16 protein-coding genes are annotated in these 17,995 nt (G+C 71.3%); 7 read left to right on the forward strand and 9 right to left on the reverse strand.

Annotation, left to right across the window (positions count from 1 at the left end; genetic code table 11):
* Positions 1-57: 57 nt before the first annotated feature.
* Together JMF97_RS12330 and JMF97_RS12335 are read right to left on the reverse strand one after the other, a co-directional pair.
* Positions 58-984, reverse strand: coding sequence for a type IV toxin-antitoxin system AbiEi family antitoxin domain-containing protein (locus JMF97_RS12330; protein ID WP_203221703.1), 927 nt, complete (start codon positions 982-984; stop codon positions 58-60).
* A gap of 176 nt (positions 985-1,160) precedes the next feature.
* On the reverse strand, positions 1,161-2,450 hold the full coding sequence (locus JMF97_RS12335; protein ID WP_203221704.1) for an adenylosuccinate synthase: 1,290 nt from the start codon (positions 2,448-2,450) through the stop codon (positions 1,161-1,163).
* A 124-nt stretch (positions 2,451-2,574) separates the two neighbouring features.
* On the opposite strand from JMF97_RS12335, the gene JMF97_RS12340 reads away from it, so the two are divergent.
* Positions 2,575-3,573 carry a diacylglycerol kinase family protein gene (locus JMF97_RS12340; protein WP_013730838.1) on the forward strand — a complete coding sequence of 333 codons (999 nt, stop codon included), beginning with the start codon at positions 2,575-2,577 and terminating at the stop codon, positions 3,571-3,573.
* Positions 3,574-3,642: 69 nt separating this feature from the next.
* Positions 3,643-5,838 (forward strand): MinD/ParA family ATP-binding protein, encoded by a 2,196-nt coding sequence (locus JMF97_RS12345; RefSeq protein WP_203221705.1) that lies wholly within the window; start codon positions 3,643-3,645, stop codon positions 5,836-5,838.
* Between the two features lie 193 nt (positions 5,839-6,031).
* Here the strand turns inward: JMF97_RS12345 and JMF97_RS12350 are convergent, their stop codons facing one another.
* On the reverse strand, positions 6,032-6,460 hold the full coding sequence (locus tag JMF97_RS12350) for a DUF3151 domain-containing protein (RefSeq protein WP_203221706.1): 429 nt from the start codon (positions 6,458-6,460) through the stop codon (positions 6,032-6,034).
* A 282-nt stretch (positions 6,461-6,742) separates the two neighbouring features.
* Between JMF97_RS12350 and JMF97_RS12355 the strand changes: the two genes are divergently transcribed.
* Positions 6,743-7,990, forward strand: coding sequence for an LOG family protein (locus JMF97_RS12355; protein WP_203221707.1), 1,248 nt, complete (start codon positions 6,743-6,745; stop codon positions 7,988-7,990).
* Between the two features lie 112 nt (positions 7,991-8,102).
* Here JMF97_RS12355 and fbaA read toward each other — a convergent pair whose 3' ends face one another.
* Together fbaA and JMF97_RS12365 are read right to left on the reverse strand one after the other, a co-directional pair.
* The gene (fbaA, locus tag JMF97_RS12360; protein WP_203221708.1) at positions 8,103-9,128 is read right to left on the reverse strand and encodes a class II fructose-bisphosphate aldolase; all 1,026 of its coding nucleotides are present in this window, start codon (positions 9,126-9,128) and stop codon (positions 8,103-8,105) included.
* A 165-nt stretch (positions 9,129-9,293) separates the two neighbouring features.
* On the reverse strand, positions 9,294-9,677 hold the full coding sequence (locus JMF97_RS12365) for a phage holin family protein (RefSeq protein ID WP_203221709.1): 384 nt from the start codon (positions 9,675-9,677) through the stop codon (positions 9,294-9,296).
* A gap of 162 nt (positions 9,678-9,839) precedes the next feature.
* Between JMF97_RS12365 and JMF97_RS12370 the strand changes: the two genes are divergently transcribed.
* The 4 genes from JMF97_RS12370 (at position 9,840) to JMF97_RS12385 (ending at position 15,202) form a co-directional block, all read left to right on the forward strand.
* On the forward strand, positions 9,840-10,052 hold the full coding sequence (locus tag JMF97_RS12370) for a hypothetical protein (RefSeq protein WP_013730832.1): 213 nt from the start codon (positions 9,840-9,842) through the stop codon (positions 10,050-10,052).
* Between the two features lie 80 nt (positions 10,053-10,132).
* Entirely contained in the window at positions 10,133-11,554 is a 1,422-nt protein-coding gene (locus JMF97_RS12375) for a 3' terminal RNA ribose 2'-O-methyltransferase Hen1 (protein ID WP_203221710.1), read from the forward strand.
* A 67-nt stretch (positions 11,555-11,621) separates the two neighbouring features.
* Complete coding sequence (locus JMF97_RS12380) at positions 11,622-14,147, forward strand: polynucleotide kinase-phosphatase (RefSeq protein WP_203221711.1); 2,526 nt, start codon at positions 11,622-11,624, stop codon at positions 14,145-14,147.
* A 119-nt stretch (positions 14,148-14,266) separates the two neighbouring features.
* The gene (locus JMF97_RS12385) at positions 14,267-15,202 is read left to right on the forward strand and encodes a DUF368 domain-containing protein (protein WP_203221712.1); all 936 of its coding nucleotides are present in this window, start codon (positions 14,267-14,269) and stop codon (positions 15,200-15,202) included.
* 49 nt (positions 15,203-15,251) lie between these two features.
* Here the strand turns inward: JMF97_RS12385 and JMF97_RS12390 are convergent, their stop codons facing one another.
* The 4 genes from JMF97_RS12390 to JMF97_RS12405 all read right to left on the reverse strand — a co-directional run bounded on the left by JMF97_RS12390 (position 15,252) and on the right by JMF97_RS12405 (position 17,873).
* A complete protein-coding gene (locus tag JMF97_RS12390; RefSeq protein WP_007454255.1) occupies positions 15,252-15,629 on the reverse strand; it encodes an ArsR/SmtB family transcription factor in 378 nt (125 codons plus the stop codon).
* A gap of 57 nt (positions 15,630-15,686) precedes the next feature.
* Positions 15,687-16,217 (reverse strand): orotate phosphoribosyltransferase, encoded by a 531-nt coding sequence (locus JMF97_RS12395; RefSeq protein ID WP_203221713.1) that lies wholly within the window; start codon positions 16,215-16,217, stop codon positions 15,687-15,689.
* 169 nt (positions 16,218-16,386) lie between these two features.
* Positions 16,387-17,196, reverse strand: a complete 810-nt coding sequence (locus JMF97_RS12400) for an SDR family NAD(P)-dependent oxidoreductase (RefSeq protein WP_203221977.1) — start codon at positions 17,194-17,196, stop codon at positions 16,387-16,389.
* Between the two features lie 14 nt (positions 17,197-17,210).
* Complete coding sequence (locus JMF97_RS12405) at positions 17,211-17,873, reverse strand: hypothetical protein (RefSeq protein ID WP_203221714.1); 663 nt, start codon at positions 17,871-17,873, stop codon at positions 17,211-17,213.
* Positions 17,874-17,995: the final 122 nt, after the last annotated feature.

Genomic DNA, 17,995 nt, shown 5'->3' on the forward strand with positions numbered 1-17,995 from the left:
CTGTTGATCAAGAAGTGTGCGTCTCAGATCCGGCTCCCCGAGACCAAAACCTCTTGATCAACTCCGCGGATTGCGGAGGGCTTGGCGGACGGCTTGGGGGATGTAGTCGGGGCGGAGGGTGTCGGCCCAGGTGAAGCGGAGGATGCGCCAGCCGGCGTTGACGAGGCGGTTTTGCCTGAGGCGGTCCTCGTAGAGGGCTTGGGGGGTGCGGTGTGGGTCGCGGCCGTCGGCCTCGGCGATCAGCCGGGCGGTACGCCAGCCGAGATCACCCACGCCGAGGAGGTAGCCGTCCTGGTCGCGTACCTCCAGTTGCAGTTCCTCCGGCGGGACACCGCCGTCGACACACCGCAGCCGGGACCGTGTCTCCAGCGGTGACTGCGCCCGGCCGTCCGCCTGGGCCAGCCAGGTCCGCGCCGCGACCGCGCCCCGCCGCCCCCTGATCAGGGCGGGGATCATCGCTAGATCATCATCGGTCAACAGCTGCCGGTTGAGGGCGGAGTCGAGAAGGCAGACCGCCGGGTAGCGAGGGACCCGAAGAATGACATCCGCGACGGTACGGATCGCGGTCGTGACCGGAATCCCGGCGACCGTGTCGACCTCGGCTGGATCGAGGGTGAGCTGGTGCACCACCAGATCGGGGTCCCTGGCGCGCTGCGGGCGCGGTCGGTCCACCGGCACGGAGACGTGGATCTGGGAGGTGGCCCGCAGACCGGCGATGGTGTGCAGCTCGGCAGCGGTGTCCAGGACCGCGACCGCCCCGGGCCCCAGGCTGTCCACGGCCGCACGGATCCTGCCCCGCCGCAGCCCGAGCACATCCCGCTCGGCATTCGGCACGAAGCGCCCCCGGGCCACCCTGGTCCAGCGCCCCGATCGGACGAAATGCCGAACCTGATCCCTGGTGTACCCGACCGACAGCGCCTGCGCCGCCGTCACCACCCCGTCCCGCCCAGCACTCAGCTGGCACAACCGCTCGAATTCGCCCACCCACCCAACCTGCCGTACCCCCACCCCACCCCGCCGCCCCTGTGGATAACCCCAGAAACCCTGTGGATAACACCCCAAGGCGGCACCCGGAGGCGGAGTTGATCAAGAGGTTTGCGTCTGAAATCGCCGCTGGTCAGACACAAACCTCTTGATCAACACAGAAAGGGGAGAGGGGGCTAAGGGAGGAGGGGGTGGCGGGTTACGTTTTCTTCGCGGCCGGGGCCTACGCCTACCACTGAGACCTTGGTGTTGCAGAGTTCCTCGATGCGGGCGATGTAGCGCCTCGCGTTGTCGGGGAGGTCTTCCTCGGTTCGCGCCTTGGTGATGTCTTCCCACCAGCCGTCGTGCTCTTCGTAGATCGGGGTGGCGTGGTGGAAGTCGGTCTGGGTCATCGGCATGTCGTCGACACGCTTGCCGTTGATCTCGTAGCCGACGCAGATCGGGACCGTGGCCAGGCCGGTCAGCACGTCCAGCTTGGTGATCACCAGGTCGGTGACGCCGTTGAGGCGGCAGGCGTAGCGGGCGACCACGGCGTCGAACCAGCCGCAGCGACGCTCCCGGCCGGTGGTGGTGCCGTACTCGTGGCCGACCTTGCGCAGGTGGGCGCCGTTGTCGTCGAACAGCTCGGTCGGGAACGGACCGGAGCCGACGCGGGTGGTGTACGCCTTGCTCACCGCGATCACCTTCGTGATGGCGGTCGGCGGGATGCCCGCGCCCACGCACGCCCCGCCGGCCGTCGGGTTCGACGAGGTGACGAAGGGGTAGGTGCCGTGGTCCATGTCGAGCATGGTGGCCTGGGCACCCTCCAGCAGGACGGTGTCGCCGCGGTCCAGCGCGTCCCAGAGCATCGAGCGGGTCTCCGCGATGTACGGCCGCAGCCGCTCCGCGTACTCCAGGTACTCCTCGATGGTGGCGTCGAGGTCGATTGCCTTGCGGTTGTAGACCTTGAACATCACCTGGTTCTTCTCGCGCAGCGCGAGTTCCAGCTTCTTGCGCAGGATGCCCGGGTCGAGCAGGTCCTGCACCCGGATGCCCATCCGGGCGACCTTGTCGCCGTACGCCGGGCCGATGCCCCGGCCGGTGGTGCCGATGCGGGAGCTGCCCAGGTAGCGCTCCACCACCCGGTCCAGCGCCCGGTGGTGCGGCATGATCAGGTGCGCGTCGCCGGAGATCCGCAGCCGGGAGACGTCGACGCCCCGTTCGGCGAGGCCGTCGATCTCGCTGAGCAGCACCTTCGGGTCGACCACCACACCGTTGCCGATGACGATCACGGCGTTCGGGGACAGCGCCCCGGAGGGCATGAGGTGCAGGGCGTACTTCTGGCCGTCCGGCGTGATCACCGTGTGGCCTGCGTTGTTGCCGCCCGAGTAGCGGACGACGTAGTCGACCCGCTCACCCAGCTGGTCGGTAACCTTGCCCTTGCCCTCGTCGCCCCACTGAGCGCCGATGAGCACGATCGCTGGCATCTTCTCGCCTCCAGAAGGCTCGGGTGCCAGATGGCGACCGGTCAGCGAGCCCGGGGTGTCAGGTTAACAAGTAGTGACGGCTCGACCGGCAGGGGTCGCGCAGACAAAGCAGGAGGAGCTACCCGTGTACGACGTGGTGCTGCTCACTCTGGGCTCGGAGCGGGACGCTTCCGGGGCCGGGTGCGGCAGCGGCGAAGCCTGCTGTGGCGGCGACGTGGCAGCGACCAAGGACCGCGACGACCGCTGCGAGACGCCCCGCGTACCGGTGTTGGCCTGTGCGGACGCGTTGACCGCCCGAGGCGCCCGGGTGGAGGCGGTGACCGCCCGCTCGGACGCGGAGATCGACGACGTGCTGGCCCGGCTGGACGGCCCGGCCCGGCCCGACGGCCTCACCTGGCCCGACCCGGATTCCAAGATCCGCCTGGTGGTCGCTGTCGCCGGTGACGCACAGTTGCGCGCCGTGCTGCGCCGGCTGGTCCGGCGGTACGCCCCACCGCCCAGCCGTCGCCCGGCGGACCTGGCCGGCAACCGGACCGTGCCGGACCTGCCGCCGATCGGCGTACTGCCGCTGGACCCGGCCCGCAGCACCACGCACCGCGACCTGGCCGCGCAGCTCGGCCTGCCCCGCGATCCGGCCGCGGTGGCCGCCGCGGTGCTCGACGGTACGCCCCGACGGCTCGACCTGCTGCGCAACGACGGTGGTTCGGTCACGCTGGACGGCGCCCTGCTCGGCGCCGCGAGCGAGGACGGCCGACCGCTGCACTGGCGCGGCCGGGTCGAGGTGGACGACGCCGTGCTCTCCGACGGCGACGATCCCCTGCTGGCCTGCGTGATCGGCAACGCGGGCGGTTACGCCCGGCTCGACGACGTCACCCTGCTCGCCGACCCGGACCCGAGCGACGGGCTGGTCGAGGTGGCGGTGGCCGTACCGGTGGTCACCCGGTCGCGGCTGGGCCGTCGGCGGGTACGCCTGGAGGTGCGCCGGGCACGGGGTCGGGCCGCCTCGGTGCTGCCTCGCGACGAGGCCGCGCTGCCCTACCTCGACGACGGTGTGCAGGGCGAGTTGACCCGTAAGCGGTCCTGGTGGACCGAGCCGGGCGCCTGGGCGGTCTGGACGCCCTGACCGCGTCCCGCACCGGCGGCCGAGATCGTCCGGTGGGCCTATCCTCGGCTGGAGGACTGGGGAGGAACCGTGGTGGACGAGAACGCCGACCGGGTGCACGTGCCCGGCCAGCATGGGGTGCCGGAACGGGACATCGAACCACTCTGGCCACCCGACCAGATCGACGGCTTCGGCACGTCGGGGTGGGACGCCCCACCGCCCGCCCCGCCTACCGCTCCATCGCCTGTCGCCCCACCGCCCGGCGGCCGACCGGCGACGTCACCCGGTGACTACCCGCCGGCCACCCACTCCGCGACGCCGGGCGGATATCCGGCCGTCCCGCCGTCGCCCGCCGACTACCCGTCGCTGACCGGCGGTGGGCCGCCCGCCACCGGCTGGGCACCGGCGCCGCCCACCCCGCCGCAACCGGCCGTTTCCGCTGATCCGGATCCGGGTCCGGCCGCCAGCGCATGGGGGCCGGGCAACGGCGGCTCGTTCTCGGCGCCGCCGACCGCATCCGGACGAGCGACCCCGGTCGGGCCGCCGCCGGAGTCCGGCCAGGTCAACCTGGACCTGCCGTTCACTCTCGATCCGCCGACCGCCCTCGCGCCGAGCAGGGACAGTGGGCCACGCGCGGTGAGCGACAACGGTCCGGCGGAGCGGGGTGACACGCCCGACGCCGTGGCGGACTCCGCGGCAGCGGAGAGCGGCGACGCGACCTCGACGACCCGACCGACGGAGTCACCGTGGGCGCAGCCGCCACAGCGGTCCGGTGTCGCCACCCCACCGGAGAACGGCGGCACGGCCGAGGCTGCGGTCGGTGTGCCCCGCCCCACCTGGGCCGGGCCGGCTCAGCCACTCCCGCCGGTGCCGTCCGCGCCGCCGGTGTCCGGCACTGCGGTGCCCCAGCAGCCCGGACCGCATCAGGCGGCTTTCCCGCCGCCCCAGCGCGGAAGCTTCCCCGTGCCACAGCACGGTGTGGCCACACCCCAGCACGGCGATCCGGTGCCGCACCCTCCCGCACCGCACGGCGAGCCGCTACCGCACGTTCCCGTACCTCAGCAGGGTGTCGTGGCGGGTCCCGAGGCGTCCGTACTCCAGCCGGGGCCTTTCACGGGCGCGGTGCCGCCGCCGGCTGACGTCAGGGCACCTGCCGCGCCTCACCCCGGGCCGGGCGCACCCCAGGTCACGCCGCCGTACGCGGCACCACCCGGGCCCTTCCCGCCGCAGCCGGCCTGGCAACCGGCCCCCTGGCAGCAGCAGGGCCCGCCGGCGGTGTCACCGCCGGTGCCGTACCAGCCGACGGAGCCCGCGCCCCGGACCGGGTACGCGGATCAGGGCTGGACGCAGGAGACGGGTGGCGCACCCACTGCAGAGGACTTCGCGCGACGGCGGCAGGTGCGCCCCACCGACCCGGTCGCGACGATGGGCGTACGCGCAGTGGTCAACAAGACGGGCCTGGTGAAGCTGCCGCCGGGCCGGCACGAACTCGAACTCAAGCGCGACATCGAGATGGTGCGCCGCAACTTCGGCGGGCTGCGCCAGGTCACCGTGGTCAACCCCAAGGGTGGTGCCGGCAAGACGGTGGCCATCCTGCTGCTCGCCATGACCTTCGGGCAGAAGCGTGGCGGTTACGTGCTGGCCTGGGACAACAACGAGACCCAGGGCACCCTCGGCATGCGCGCCCAGCAGGACTTCCACTCCCGTACGGTGCGGGACCTGCTGCGCGATCTGGGTCAGTTCCACGGTGCGCACGGCCGGGTCGGCGACCTGTCGCAGTACGTCCGCTCGCAGGGCGAGGGGATGTTCGACGTACTCGCCTCGGACGAGTCGGCGACCGGGGGCGAGATGCTCACCGCGGCGGCCTTCGGTGAGATCCGCGAGGTGGTCAGCCGGTTCTACAAGTTGATCTTCGTGGACACCGGTAACAACGTCCGGGCACAGAACTGGCAGGCCGCGATGGACGCCACCGACCAGTTGGTGGTCACCATGTCGGCCCGTAACGACTCGGCCGAGACCGCCGCCCGGATGCTCGACCACCTGGAGCAGAGCGGACGGCAACGGCTGGTCCGGCAGGCGGTCACGGTCGTCTCCATGCCGCCGTCGCGCAAGGAGATCGACCTGCCGGCGATCCAGGAACACTTCGCCGCGCGTACCCGGGCGGTGCTGCTGGCACCCTACGAGCGGCTCATCGACACCGGCGAGCCCATCCGCTACGCCGGCCTCTCAGCGGCCACCCGCGACGCCTGGCTCAAGATCGCCGCAGCCGTCGCCGAGGGCCTGTAGCCCGAGCAAGTCCCCGCGCGAGCGAGTCCCCGCGCGAGCGCGGGCGGGGAGCTGGCGCGCTCGATCCGGGATCGAGTGGCTTCCAACGCGGGGGAGACCACTCGATCCGGGATCGAGCGCGATCATGCTGGTGGGCGGCGTCACCGCGGCGCTCAGGGCAGGTGGGTTGCTGCGGTGAGAGGCGGCCCGGGGGTCAGTTGCTGGCGAGGGCGTCGGCGGCGGCCGGGTCGCAGTCGCGGAGGAACTGGGCGCAGCGGGCCGCCTCGTCGGCCTCGCCGATCTCGTCGGCGGCCCGGGAGAGCACGTACAGGCAGCGCAGGAAGCCCCGGTTCGGCTCGTGCGACCAGGGCACCGGGCCGTGCCCCTTCCAACCGTTGCGGCGCAGCTGGTCCAGGCCACGGTGGTAGCCGGTGCGGGCGTACGCGTACGCCGCGACGGCCTGATCCTGCGCGAAGGCCCGGGTGGCCAGCACGGCCCAGGCGGCGCTGTGGCTCGGGAACCGGGCCGCCGCCTCGGCGTACGCCTCGTCGCTGCCGGCCTGCTCCGCCGTGGCCAGGGCGGCGTCGGCCTCCTCGTCGGCGGGCAGGAGCGTGGCGGGTGGCTCAGGTAGGAGGTTCTGCATCGTCCCATTCAACCCGCATCGACCGGCGCTACGCGAGCGGGTCCGGCAAGCCGGCTGGCTGAACGGCCGAGAGGTCCGTCACGCCTGCGGCCCATGCCGCCAATCGGAAAAATCCATTACAACTGAATCTCCGGAGCCTCCCCAGGAACCGGATCTGCGGGAGCCCGGCCAGGCCGCCGGGCTCCCGCCCAACGGCGCCGACGCTCCCGTCCAGCGGCGAGCAGGCCGACGTCGGGCCGGGGCAGGTCGGCGCGGGTTGAGCCGGCGGGGCAGGATGATCAGGTGCCGACTCCACCCCCCGCGGACGTCATCGAGCCGCACACCTGGACAAACGAGATTCAGACCCGGGCCGAGTTCGACCGGCGGCTGGCCAGCGGAAGCCTGGTCGGCCTCACCGTTCAGGGACTTCGGCTGGATCTCGACCCGGTCCCCGACTTCACCGCCGTCGAGGTGGCCGGGACGCTCTTCGTCGGTTGCCGCTTCGCCTCCCGGCAGGTCGGCGCCGACCTGGTCCGGCGTGGCGCGAACGTGGTGCCGCCGTTCTCCGGGCTGCCCTACCCGACCCAGCCGCCGCACCTCTACACCCCGGAGGAGCTGGCCGCCGGCTTCGCCGAGGGCGGGTTCGAGGCGATGTACGACGCCCGGGTGTACGCGCACTTCCGGGCCCACGGCGGGGCGCTGCCCGACGTCCGGGAGGCGCTCGGCCAGCGGCTGCACGACCACGGCGTGGACAACGCCCTCGCCGATGCCACCCGTGCCTGGCTGACCGCGCACGGGCCACAGTCGGTGGTCGGCGTGATGGGCGGGCACGCGGTACGCCGGGGCAGCCGGTCGTACCGGATGGCCGCCGTGCTCGGCCGGGAGCTGGCGCGGGCGAACCGGCTGGTGGTCACCGGCGGCGGGCCGGGCGTGATGGAGGCCGCCAACCTGGGCGCGTACCTGTCGACCCGCCCGGCCGAGGATCTGACCGCCGCCATCGATCTGCTCGCCACCGCACCCGACTTCAGCGACCACGACCGCTACACGGCGGTGGCACTTCGCGTCCGGGAACTGTTCGGCCGTTCGGTCACCCCACCGCCGGACGGCACCGAGCCGGCGACGGCGTACCAGGCCGACTCGACCGAGCTGGCCACCGGTGACCTGGACTGGGCCCACTGCGGCGGGCTGGCGGTGCCGACCTGGCTCTACGGCCACGAACCGGCGAACCTGTTCGCCGGCCGGATCGCCAAGTACTTCTCGAACGCCATCCGGGAGGACACCATCCTGCGGCTGGCCCGGGGCGGGATCGTCTTCGCGCCCGGCCGGGCCGGCACGGTGCAGGAGGTGTTCCAGGCGGCCACCAAGACCTACTACGGCACCGACGGGGCCAGCGGTGCCTACGTGTTCCTGGACCGTGCCTACTGGACCGAGGAACTGCCGGTGGAGTCGCTGCTGCGTCCGCTGCTGGCGACCTCGCCCTTCGGTGACCTCTCCGACACCGTGCACCTCACCGACGACGCCCACGAGGCAGTCCGCCTGCTGCTGCGGTAAGGAAGGGCACCTTGTTAACGCCTCCGGTAGAGGAAGGGCCCCTTGTTAACAAAGCGACGGCGGTCAGGCTCCGGGAAGGAGCCTGACCGCCGCCGTCGGGACGTCTAGTACGTCACTTGGTCATCGTGGTGCCGGTCGAGCGCAGGTGCTCGCAGGCCTCCGCCACGCGGGCGGCCATGCCGGCCTCGGCGGCCTTGCCCCACACCCGCGGGTCGTACATCTTCTTGTTGCCGACCTCGCCGTCGACCTTGAGTACGCCGTCGTAGTTGCGGAACATGTGGTCCGCCACCGGGCGCGAGAAGGTGTACTGGGTGTCGGTGTCGATGTTCATCTTCACCACGCCGTAGTCGAGCGCCTCGCGGATCTCGGACAGCAGCGAGCCGGAGCCACCGTGGAAGACCAGGCTGAGCGGCTTCTCCTTGCCGTACTTGGCGCCGACCGCCTCCTGGATGTGCTTGAGCACCTCGGGGCGCAGCTTGACGTTGCCCGGCTTGTAGACGCCGTGCACGTTGCCGAAGGTCAGCGCCGCCATGTAGCGGCCCTTCTCGCCCAGGCCGAGCGCCTCGACCATGGCCAGGCCATCCTCGACGGTGGTGTAGAGCTTGTCGTTGATGGCGTTCTCGACACCGTCCTCTTCACCGCCGACGACGCCGACCTCGATCTCCAGGACGATCTTGCCCTTGGCGGCCTCGGCGAGCAGCTGCTCGGCGATCTCCAGGTTCTCCGCCACCGGCACGGCCGAGCCGTCCCACATGTGCGACTGGAACAGCGGCTCCTGGCCGGCCTTCACCCGCTCCTGCGAGATGGCCATCAGCGGCCGGACGAACTTGTCCAGCTTGTCCTTCGGGCAGTGGTCGGTGTGCAGCGCGATGTTGACCGGGTACTTCTTGGCCACCTCGTGCGCGTACGCGGCGAACGCCACCGCGCCGGTGACCATGTCCTTGATCGAAGGGCCGGAAAGGTACTCGGCGCCACCGGTGGAGACCTGGATGATGCCGTCGCTCTCCGCGTCGGCGAAGCCCTTGAGCGCCGCGTTGAGCGTCTGCGACGACGTCACGTTGATCGCCGGGTACGCGTACCGGCCCGCCTTGGCGCGGTCCAGCATCTCGGCGTAAGCCTCGGGGGAAGCGATGGGCATGTCGAACGCTCCTTACTTGCCGCTGTCGGCCGTGCGGCCGCTGTTCTCCTTGCGTGCCGGTTTACGGCGCCTGATACCACTGGGCACGCCGGACCGCGCTGTCCTCCGCGGGCAGTATCCCGTAGCTCGTGCGGCCGGGCACAACCGGCCCAGCGCGCCGAGCGCTCACCGCCGGTCCGTCGAGTCGGGCACGATGACGCTGATCAGCCAGGTGGCCACTGCCATCACGATGGCGCCCCAGAAGGCCGCCCAGAAACCGTTCACATGGAACGGCAGTTTCAGCACCCCGGCGACCCAGTCGGTCAACAGGAACAACAACGCGTTGACCACCAACGCGAACAGGCCGAGAGTCACCAGGTAGAAGACGCAGCCCACCACCTTGATCAGCGGCTTGAGCACCGCATTGATCACCCCGAAGATCAACGCCACGATGAGCAGGGTGAAGGCGGTGTCGTAGCCGCTGCGTCCGGTCACCTCGACTCCGGGCACGATCAGCGTGGTGACCCACAGTGCCACGGCGGTGGTCGCCAGTCGGATGAGGAAGCCCACGTCCACATCCTGGCATCGGGGCGGCCACCGGCGGGTCGGTTCGGCCGACTGACCTGCGGTCACGGCGTACCCTCACGCGCCCGGCAGGTCGGTTGCCAGCGAGGTGCGGGCGCAGCCCGTACCGTGGGTGGGTACCGTCCACCGACTACCCGGAGGCATCGAATGGGTCAGCCTGACGAGGACTTCGCCCCCGGCGACCACCTCAGCCCGGAGGAGCGCGATCTGGAGGCTGAGCCGGCCGACGCGATCGAGCAGGCCGCCGTGGTCGACCCGACCCGGGCCGACGACGAGCCGCACCGCGGCTTCGAGGTCGACGACTGGGACGCGATGGAGCAGGCCCGGGTGGTCGCCGCCGACGAGGACGACTACCGCTGATCGACGGGTACCGCAGCGTCGGTGCAGGACCGGCCGAAAACGGGACGACGCAAGATCGGCGGAGCTGACACCATTGCCCGGTGCTGCTGACCCTGACCACGACGCACCGACCGGCGACCGATCTCGGTCACCTGCTGGTCAAGCATCCCGACCGGACGCACGCCTTCGACGTGCCGGTCGGTACGGCGCACGTGTTCTATCCGCATGCCGACGAGGCGCGGTGCACCGCCGCTCTCCTGCTTGACGTCGACCCGGCGAAGCTGGCCGCCGCGCGGGGCCGGGGCCGTGGGCGGCAGCCGACCGCGACCCCGGAGAGCTTCACCCTCGGGCGGTACGTCAACGACCGGCCGTACGCCGCGTCCAGCCTGCTCGCCTCGGCGCTGTCGCGGGTGTACCGGTCGGCGCTGCGCGGCGAGTCCCGGGACCGGCCGGAGTTGGCGGCCACCAGCATCCCGCTGGAGATCCGGGTGCCCGTGCTGCGCTGCCGGGGCGGTGCCGAGGTGGCCACCCGACTGTTCGGCCCGCTCGGCTGGACGGTGACCGCCACCGCCATCACGCTCGACGAGCAGCACCCGCAGTGGGGCGAGAGCCGCTACGTCGACCTCACCCTCACCGGCACGCTCCGGGTCGCCGACGCCCTCAACCACCTGTACGTCATGCTGCCCGTGCTGGACGACGCCAAGCACTACTGGGTGGCCCCGGACGAGGTGGACAAGCTGCTGCGGGTCGGTGCCGGTTGGCTCGCCGGCCACCCGGAGCGAGGGCTGATCGTGCGTCGCTACCTGGCCCACCGGCGGGCCCTGGCCGGTCAGGCGTTGGAGCGGCTGGCCGCGCAGTGCCCCACCGACGAGCCGGGCCTCGAGGACGGCGCGGAGGACCGACCGGCCCAGGCACCTCGGGCGTCACTGGCCGCCCGGCGTCGGGAGGCGGTGCACGCCGCGCTTGTCGAGGCCGGTGCACAGCGCGTACTTGACCTGGGCTGCGGCGGCGGTGCGCTGCTGGCCACGTTGATCGGGGACCGCCGGTTCACCGAGATCGTCGGCACCGACGTCTCCACCCAGGCGCTCGGCCTGGCCGCTCGCCGGATCCGACTGGACCGGCTGCCCGAGCGGCAGCGCAACCGGGTCACCCTGCACCAGTCCGCGCTGACCTACCGGGACGAGCGGCTGCGCGGGTACGACGCCGCCGTACTGATGGAGGTGATCGAGCATCTCGATCCGCCTCGCCTGCCGGCGTTGGAGGACGCGGTCTTCGGTTACGCCCGACCGGCCACGGTCGTGCTGACCACGCCCAACGTCGAGCACAACGTCCGGTACGAGGGTCTCGCGGCGGGCGCGTTCCGGCACTCCGACCACCGCTTCGAATGGACCCGTGCCGAGTTCGCCGAGTGGGTGGACCGGATCGGTGCGACGTACGGCTACTCCGCCGTCGTACGCGGTGTCGGCGACGACGACCCGCAGGTCGGCGCGCCGACCCAGCTGGCCGTGTTCACCCGAACCTGAGTGTTAACAAGGGTCCCCTGCTCTACCGGAGGCGTTAAGAAGGGGCCCTTCCTTTCAAGGAGGCGTGGTGGCGGTACTGGATGTTCCGGAGTTGGCGCTGGTGGCGCTGGTCGGCGTCTCCGGGTCCGGCAAGTCCACGTTCGCCCGCCGGCACTTCGCGCCCAGTCAGGTGCTCTCGTCCGACGCCTTCCGGGCGATGGTCGCCGACGACGAGAACGACCAGTCCGCCTCCGCGGACGCCTTCGACGCGTTGCACTACGTGGCGGGCAAGCGGCTGCGGGCGGGTCGGTTGACCGTGGTCGACGCGACAAACCTCCAGCCGCACGCCCGGGCCGCCCTGGTCCGGGTGGCCCGCGAGCACGACGTCCTGCCGGTGGCCATCGTGCTGGACGTGCCGGAGGCGCTGGCCTGGGCGCGTACCGAGGCCCGGGCCGACCGCACCTTCGGCAAGCAGGTGCTCGCCCGGATGTCCCGCGACCTGCGCCGGACGTACGCGCAGCTGGCTCGGGAGGGCTTCCGCAAGGTGCACGTGCTGCGAGGGGTCGACGAGATCGACACGGCGCAGATCCGCTTCGAGCGGCTGTTCAACGACCGGCGGGAGCTGACCGGGCCGTTCGACATCGTCGGTGACGTGCACGGCTGCCGCGCCGAACTGGAGTCGCTGCTCGGTCGGCTGGGCTGGCAGCTGCACCGCGACGAGGCGGGTCGGGCGGTGGACGCCACGCACCCGGCGGGGCGTACCGCCGTGTTCGTCGGTGACCTGGTGGACCGCGGCCCGGACTCCCCGGGCGTGCTCCGCCTGGTGATGGGCATGGTCGCGGCCGGGCACGCGCTCTGCGTGCCGGGCAACCACGAGCAGAAGCTGCTGCGCAAGCTGCGCGGGCGCAACGTGAAGGTGGCCCACGGTCTGGCGGAGACGCTTGAGCAGTTGGCCGCCGAGCCGGACGACTTCAGCACCGAGGTGGCGACCTTCGTCGACGGCCTGGTCAGCCACTACGTGCTCGACGGCGGCCGGCTGGTGGTGGCGCACGCCGGGCTGAAGGAGGAGTACCAGGGCCGGGCCTCCGGCCGGGTACGTGCGTTCGCGCTGTACGGCGAGACCACCGGCGAGACCGACGAGTACGGCCTGCCGGTGCGCTACCCGTGGGCGCGGGAGTACCGGGGCTCGGCGACGGTGGTCTACGGTCACACCCCCACCCCGGAGCCGGAGTGGGTCAACAACACCATCTGCATCGACACCGGCTGCGTCTTCGGCGGCCGGCTGACCGCGCTGCGCTACCCGGAACGGGAACTGGTGGCGGTGCCGGCGGAGCGTGAGTGGTACGCCCCGGTCCGCCCGCTGACCGCCGCACCGGCCCGCCCCGACGAGGTGCTGGAGCTGACCGACGTGGTCGGCCGACGGCACGTGGAGCACCCGTACGGCTCGCTCACCGTGCCGGCGGAGAACGCCGCCGCCGCGTTGGAGGTGATGAGCCGCTTCGCGGTCGACCCGCGCTGGCTGGCCTGGCTGCCGCCCACCATGGCACCGTGCTCGACCTCGAAGTTGGACGGTTACCTGGAGCACCCGGCGGAGGCTTTCGCCGACTACCGGGCGGCCGGGGTGGACCGGGTGGTCTGCGAGGAGAAGCACATGGGCTCCCGCGCGGTCGTGCTGGTCTGCCGGGAGGCCGACGGCGGCCCGTTCGGTCCGGGTGGCGGGGTGGTGCACACCCGCACCGGTCGGCCCTTCTTCGGTGACCCGCTGGACACTGAACTGCTCGCCCGGGTGCGCACGGCGGTCTCCGCCGCCGGGCTCTGGGAGGAGTTGGACACCGACTGGTTGCTGCTCGACTGCGAGCTGCTGCCCTGGTCGGCCAAGGCCGGTGGCCTGATCCGCGAGCAGTACGCGAGCGTCGGCGCGGCCGGTCGGGCGGCGCTGCCGGCAGCGTTGGCGGCGTTGGACGCGGCGGCCGCCCGTGGGCTGGATGTCGGTGTTCTGCGCGATCGGGTGGCCGGTCAGCGTGCCGACCTGCTCGCCTACTCGGCCGCCTATCGCGCGTACGTACGCCCGACGGAGGGTCTGCGCGGCGTGACCCTGGCACCGTTCGCGGTACTGGCGGGACGGAAGGCGAGCTACGCCGACCGCGATCACGGCTGGCACCTCGCCCTGGCCGACCGGCTCTGCGCGGCGGACCCGGAGTTCTTCACCGCCACCCGTCGTCAGGTGGTCGACCTGTCCGACACCGAGGCGGTACGCGAAGCCACCGACTGGTGGCTGGCGTTGACCGCGGACGGCGGCGAAGGCATGGTCGTCAAGCCGTACGCCGGTCCGGCGGCCCGCAGCGAGCGGGGTTCCCTGCTCCAGCCGGGCATCAAGTGCCGGGGGCGGGAGTATCTGCGGATCATCTACGGCCCGAGCTACACCGAGCCGGCCCAGTTGGCCGCGCTGCGGAGCCGGTCGCTGGGTCGCAAGCGGGGGCTGGCCCTGCGCGAGCACGGGCTCGGCCTGGCGGCGCTGGATGCCCTGGCCGATGGTGCACCGCTGTGGCGCCGACACGAGCTGGTCTTCGCCATTCTGGCCTGCGAGTCCGAGCCGGTCGACCCTCGACTGTGATCCGGTCGGCCGACCCTCGACGGTGACCGGCCCAGGCCGTCGGATCACGTACCGGTAGCCTGGGTGGCCGCGCCGGAGGCCATTCGGTCAGGCCGGGCGACCGACAGGACGGATTCTTCGTGGCATTTGGCGAACGGTTGGGGCACGGGGTACGCGGCGCTGCCATCGGTGTGGCCGAGGCGGTACCAGGGATCAGTGGCGGAACGATCGCACTGGTCACCGGCGTGTACGAACGGGTCATCGCCTCTGCCGGCCACGTGGTGAGCGCGATCCGGTTCGCCGCGTCGGACCTGCCGCGCGGGCGCGGCGGGATCCGCGCCAGGCAGCAGCTTCGCCAGGTGCACTGGGAGGTGGTCGTCCCGCTGCTGATCGGCATGCTGCCGGGCCTGCTGATCGCCGCGAAGACCCTCGAACCGCTACTCACCGACTATCCGGAGCAGACCCGAGGGCTCTTCCTCGGGCTGGTACTCGCCTCGGTGCTGGTGCCGGTGTCGATGGTGGGCGCACCGTGGCGGCGCAAGGAGATCGCGGCCCTCGTCCTCGCCGCGGTGGGCGCGTTCGCGCTGACCGGTCTGCCGCAGGCCACTCTCGACCCGCATCCGCTGGTCGTGCTGGTGGCAGCGGCCATCGCGGTCTGTGCCCTGGTGATGCCCGGGGTGTCCGGGTCGTTCCTGCTGCTGACCGTCGGCCTGTACGAGCCGACGATCACCGCGTTGAACGACCGCGACTTCGGCTACCTGGCGATTTTCGCGACCGGCATGGTGATCGGCCTGTCGCTCTTCGTCAAGCTGCTTCAGTGGCTGTTGGAGCAGCACCGCCGGATGACCCTCGCGGTCATGTCCGGTGCCCTGCTGGGCAGCCTTCGGGCACTCTGGCCGTGGCAGTCCGACGAGCGGACCCTCCACGCGCCGGGCGACAACATCCTGCCCATCACCGCGCTGTTCCTGGTCGGCATCGCCGTGGTCACGGCGATGGTCGTCGCCGAACGTCGACGGTTGCGCCGCGCCGCCCAGGATCTCACCGAGGAGGCGTACGAGACACCTCAACGGCACTGACACCCGCCGTCTGGTGGCTACCCGTGGGCAGCCACCAGACGGCTGCGAGTCAGCGAGCCTTCTTGGTGGCCCGCTTACGCGGCGGGGTCAGCAGGTCGGCGATCGTGGCGATCGCGCTCGGGACCAGTCGGTAGTAGGCCCACACACCGCGCTTCTCCCGCTCCAGCAAGCCGGCCTCGGTGAGGATGCGGAGGTGGTGACTGACCGTCGGCTGGGAGAGGCCGAGCGGTGCGGTCAGATCGCACACGCACGCCTCGCCCTCGGGCGCCGACTGGATCAGGCTGAGCAGCCGCAGCCGAGCGGGGTCGGCAAGGGCCTTGAGGACCCCCGCCAGCCGCTCGGCGTCGGCGCGTTCGATCGGCTCACCGGCAAGCGGCGAGATCTGAGGCATAGTCATTTCGGCCAACGCAGTTCCCACGTATTCCATCCTTCCACCAGCAGCATCGATCCGCCTGCATATCAGCAGATCCGAATCGGCAAACTTTTACGCCACAAGGCCGAGGTCAGCCAACGTATAGGCCGCCCGATAGGGCAATCCGGCGGCTCGCACCGCATCGCCGGCACCACGATCAACGATAACGGCCACCCCCACGACATCGGCCCCGGCCTCGCGAAGAGCCTCGACGGCGGTCAACACACTTCCACCTGTGGTGGAGGTGTCCTCCACCGCCAGCACCCGACGACCGGCCACATCAGGGCCTTCGATCCGTCGCTGAAGTCCGTGCGCCTTGCCGGTTTTGCGCACCACGAAAGCGTCCAACGGACGCCCGGTGGCGTGCAGCATCGACAGGGCGATCGGGTCAGCTCCCAATGTCAGACCACCCACTGCGTCGTACGACCAGTCGGCGGTCAGGTCCCGCATCACCCGGCCGACCAACGGGGCCGCCTGGTGATGGAGCGTGACGCGCCTGAGGTCGACATACCAGTCGGCCTCCCGCCCCGAGGAGAGCACCACCCGGCCGTGGACCACAGCCAGGTCAGAGATGAATTTACGCAGGTCGTCGTGGTCCCCCATGGGGGTAGAGGGTACTGCGCACACCTGTGTGCCGCGTGCGCGGGCTACCTGCGGCAACCCGTCCGGGCGACCGATGAGTGACGATGCCCGTTACACTCGGTTAGCCGCCACCGTGATTCGAGTGATCCACCCTCGGGGCGGTCGTTTCCGGCCCACGGAGCTGCGTCAGTCAGCCGCGGTCCCGGCCGATGCGGCCACGGGTGTCCCGGGCGACCCGGTCGAGCAGGCCACGCGGCGCGTGCCGCAGGCCCGCCACGGCCAGCTTGTACTTCCACGACGGAACACTGACGAACTTGCCTTTTCCCAGGTCACGTAAGGCATCGTCGACCACGTCGGCGGCGTTGAGCCACATCCATTCCGGGGTTTTCGACATGTCGATGCCGGCTCGCTGATGAAATTCGGTACGCGTGTAGCCGGGGCAGAGCGCCATCACCCGTACGCCGAACGGGCGCGCGGACTGGCCCACCGACTCACTGAAGTTGGTCACCCACGCCTTGCTCGCCGAGTACGTCGATCCGGGCATGAGCGCGCCGAACCCGGCGACGGACGAGACATTAATCACTGCCCCGTTCCGCCGTTCGGTCATCGTGACCAGCGCAGCAAGGGTGAGCCGCATGACGGCGTGCACGTTGAGCCGGAGCAACCGGGTCTCGTCCGCCACCGACGATCGCAGGAACGGCGTGTTCAGACTGATCCCCGCATTGTTGACAAGCAACTCGACGGGCGGGGTCGCGGCGACTCGTTGCTCCACCTGCGCACAACCGTCGTCAGTGGACAGGTCGGCGGCGATGGTCTCGGTCTCCACGCCGTACCGGCCGGTCAGCTCGGCGGCCTGAGCAGCGAGCCGGGTCCCGTCCCGGGCCACCAGCACCAGGTGCCACCCGTCGGCGGCCAGTCGACCGGCGAAGGCCGCTCCGATGCCTGCGGTCGCTCCGGTGATCAGCGCCCAGCGACCGGCGGTCGGCTGGTCGGACGGCACGGTCACGGGACTGCTCACCTCGGCGGATAGGAGGGCGGCGGCGCTGCCCCGGGCGGCGGATAAGGCTGGTACGGCGGTGCGCCGCCCGGCGGAGGCGGCGTCGCCGCAGGTGCCGAGCGGCGGCGGAACCAGGGACCGACCGAAGGCAGGGCCAGCAGTACGGCTACCACAAGGTAACCGAGCACCTGGGCGACCGAAAGGGTCACGGTGAGCGGAATCCACCAGGGCGGGTAGCCGTCCGCGGCCAGACCGAACAGCTCGGTGAGGGACGGATCGTTGCGGAGATTCAACGGTGTGAAGTACTGGATGAGCTGAACCAGCAGGCCGCAGCAGCCGAACGACACACCGAAGCCGGCGATCACCCAGGTGCCCACCCGGGCACCGGATCGGCCTGCCGCCACACCGAGCGCGAGGCCGGCGAGCAGGAACCCGGCGAGCGCACTCACCACCGTCGACAGCAGGACCGAGGTCCGCAGGAGGGTGGCCATCGCGTCGATCTCACTGCCGCTCTGCGAACTGCCGGCGGCCGCGGCACGCAGCCGGTCGCCGATGCCGCCGAACGCGATCAGGCCCGCCAGCGCGTAACCGAGGGCACCGAGCGCCATCACCGCCAGCACCGCCACAGCGAGCCGGACCGCGGCAGGCCGACCGACCGGCACCTGTTCGGGGTACGACACGACGAGTCCCTCCGGTAGGCGTTCGGGAAGCAACCTACTCGGAGGGACCGTCACAGTCTCGGCGGTTCGGGCGTGTCGAGGCCCCGGCGCGGGCCGTCCGGGCCGGACCGGGGCTCGACCAG

It is taken from the genome of Micromonospora fiedleri, from assembly GCF_016774385.1.
Taxonomy (GTDB): domain Bacteria; phylum Actinomycetota; class Actinomycetes; order Mycobacteriales; family Micromonosporaceae; genus Micromonospora; species Micromonospora gifhornensis.

Excerpts from the sequence above, each read along its gene's own strand:
- JMF97_RS12335 (WP_203221704.1), bottom strand. The coding sequence starts at position 2,450 with ATGCCAGCGATCGTGCTCATCGGCGCTCAGTGGGGCGACGAGGGCAAG.
- JMF97_RS12350 (WP_203221706.1), bottom strand. The coding sequence starts at position 6,460 with ATGCAGAACCTCCTACCTGAGCCACCCGCCACGCTCCTGCCCGCCGAC.
- fbaA (WP_203221708.1), bottom strand. The coding sequence starts at position 9,128 with ATGCCCATCGCTTCCCCCGAGGCTTACGCCGAGATGCTGGACCGCGCC.
- JMF97_RS12370 (WP_013730832.1), top strand. The coding sequence starts at position 9,840 with ATGGGTCAGCCTGACGAGGACTTCGCCCCCGGCGACCACCTCAGCCCG.
- JMF97_RS12390 (WP_007454255.1), bottom strand. The coding sequence starts at position 15,629 with ATGGAATACGTGGGAACTGCGTTGGCCGAAATGACTATGCCTCAGATC.
- JMF97_RS12395 (WP_203221713.1), bottom strand. The coding sequence starts at position 16,217 with ATGGGGGACCACGACGACCTGCGTAAATTCATCTCTGACCTGGCTGTG.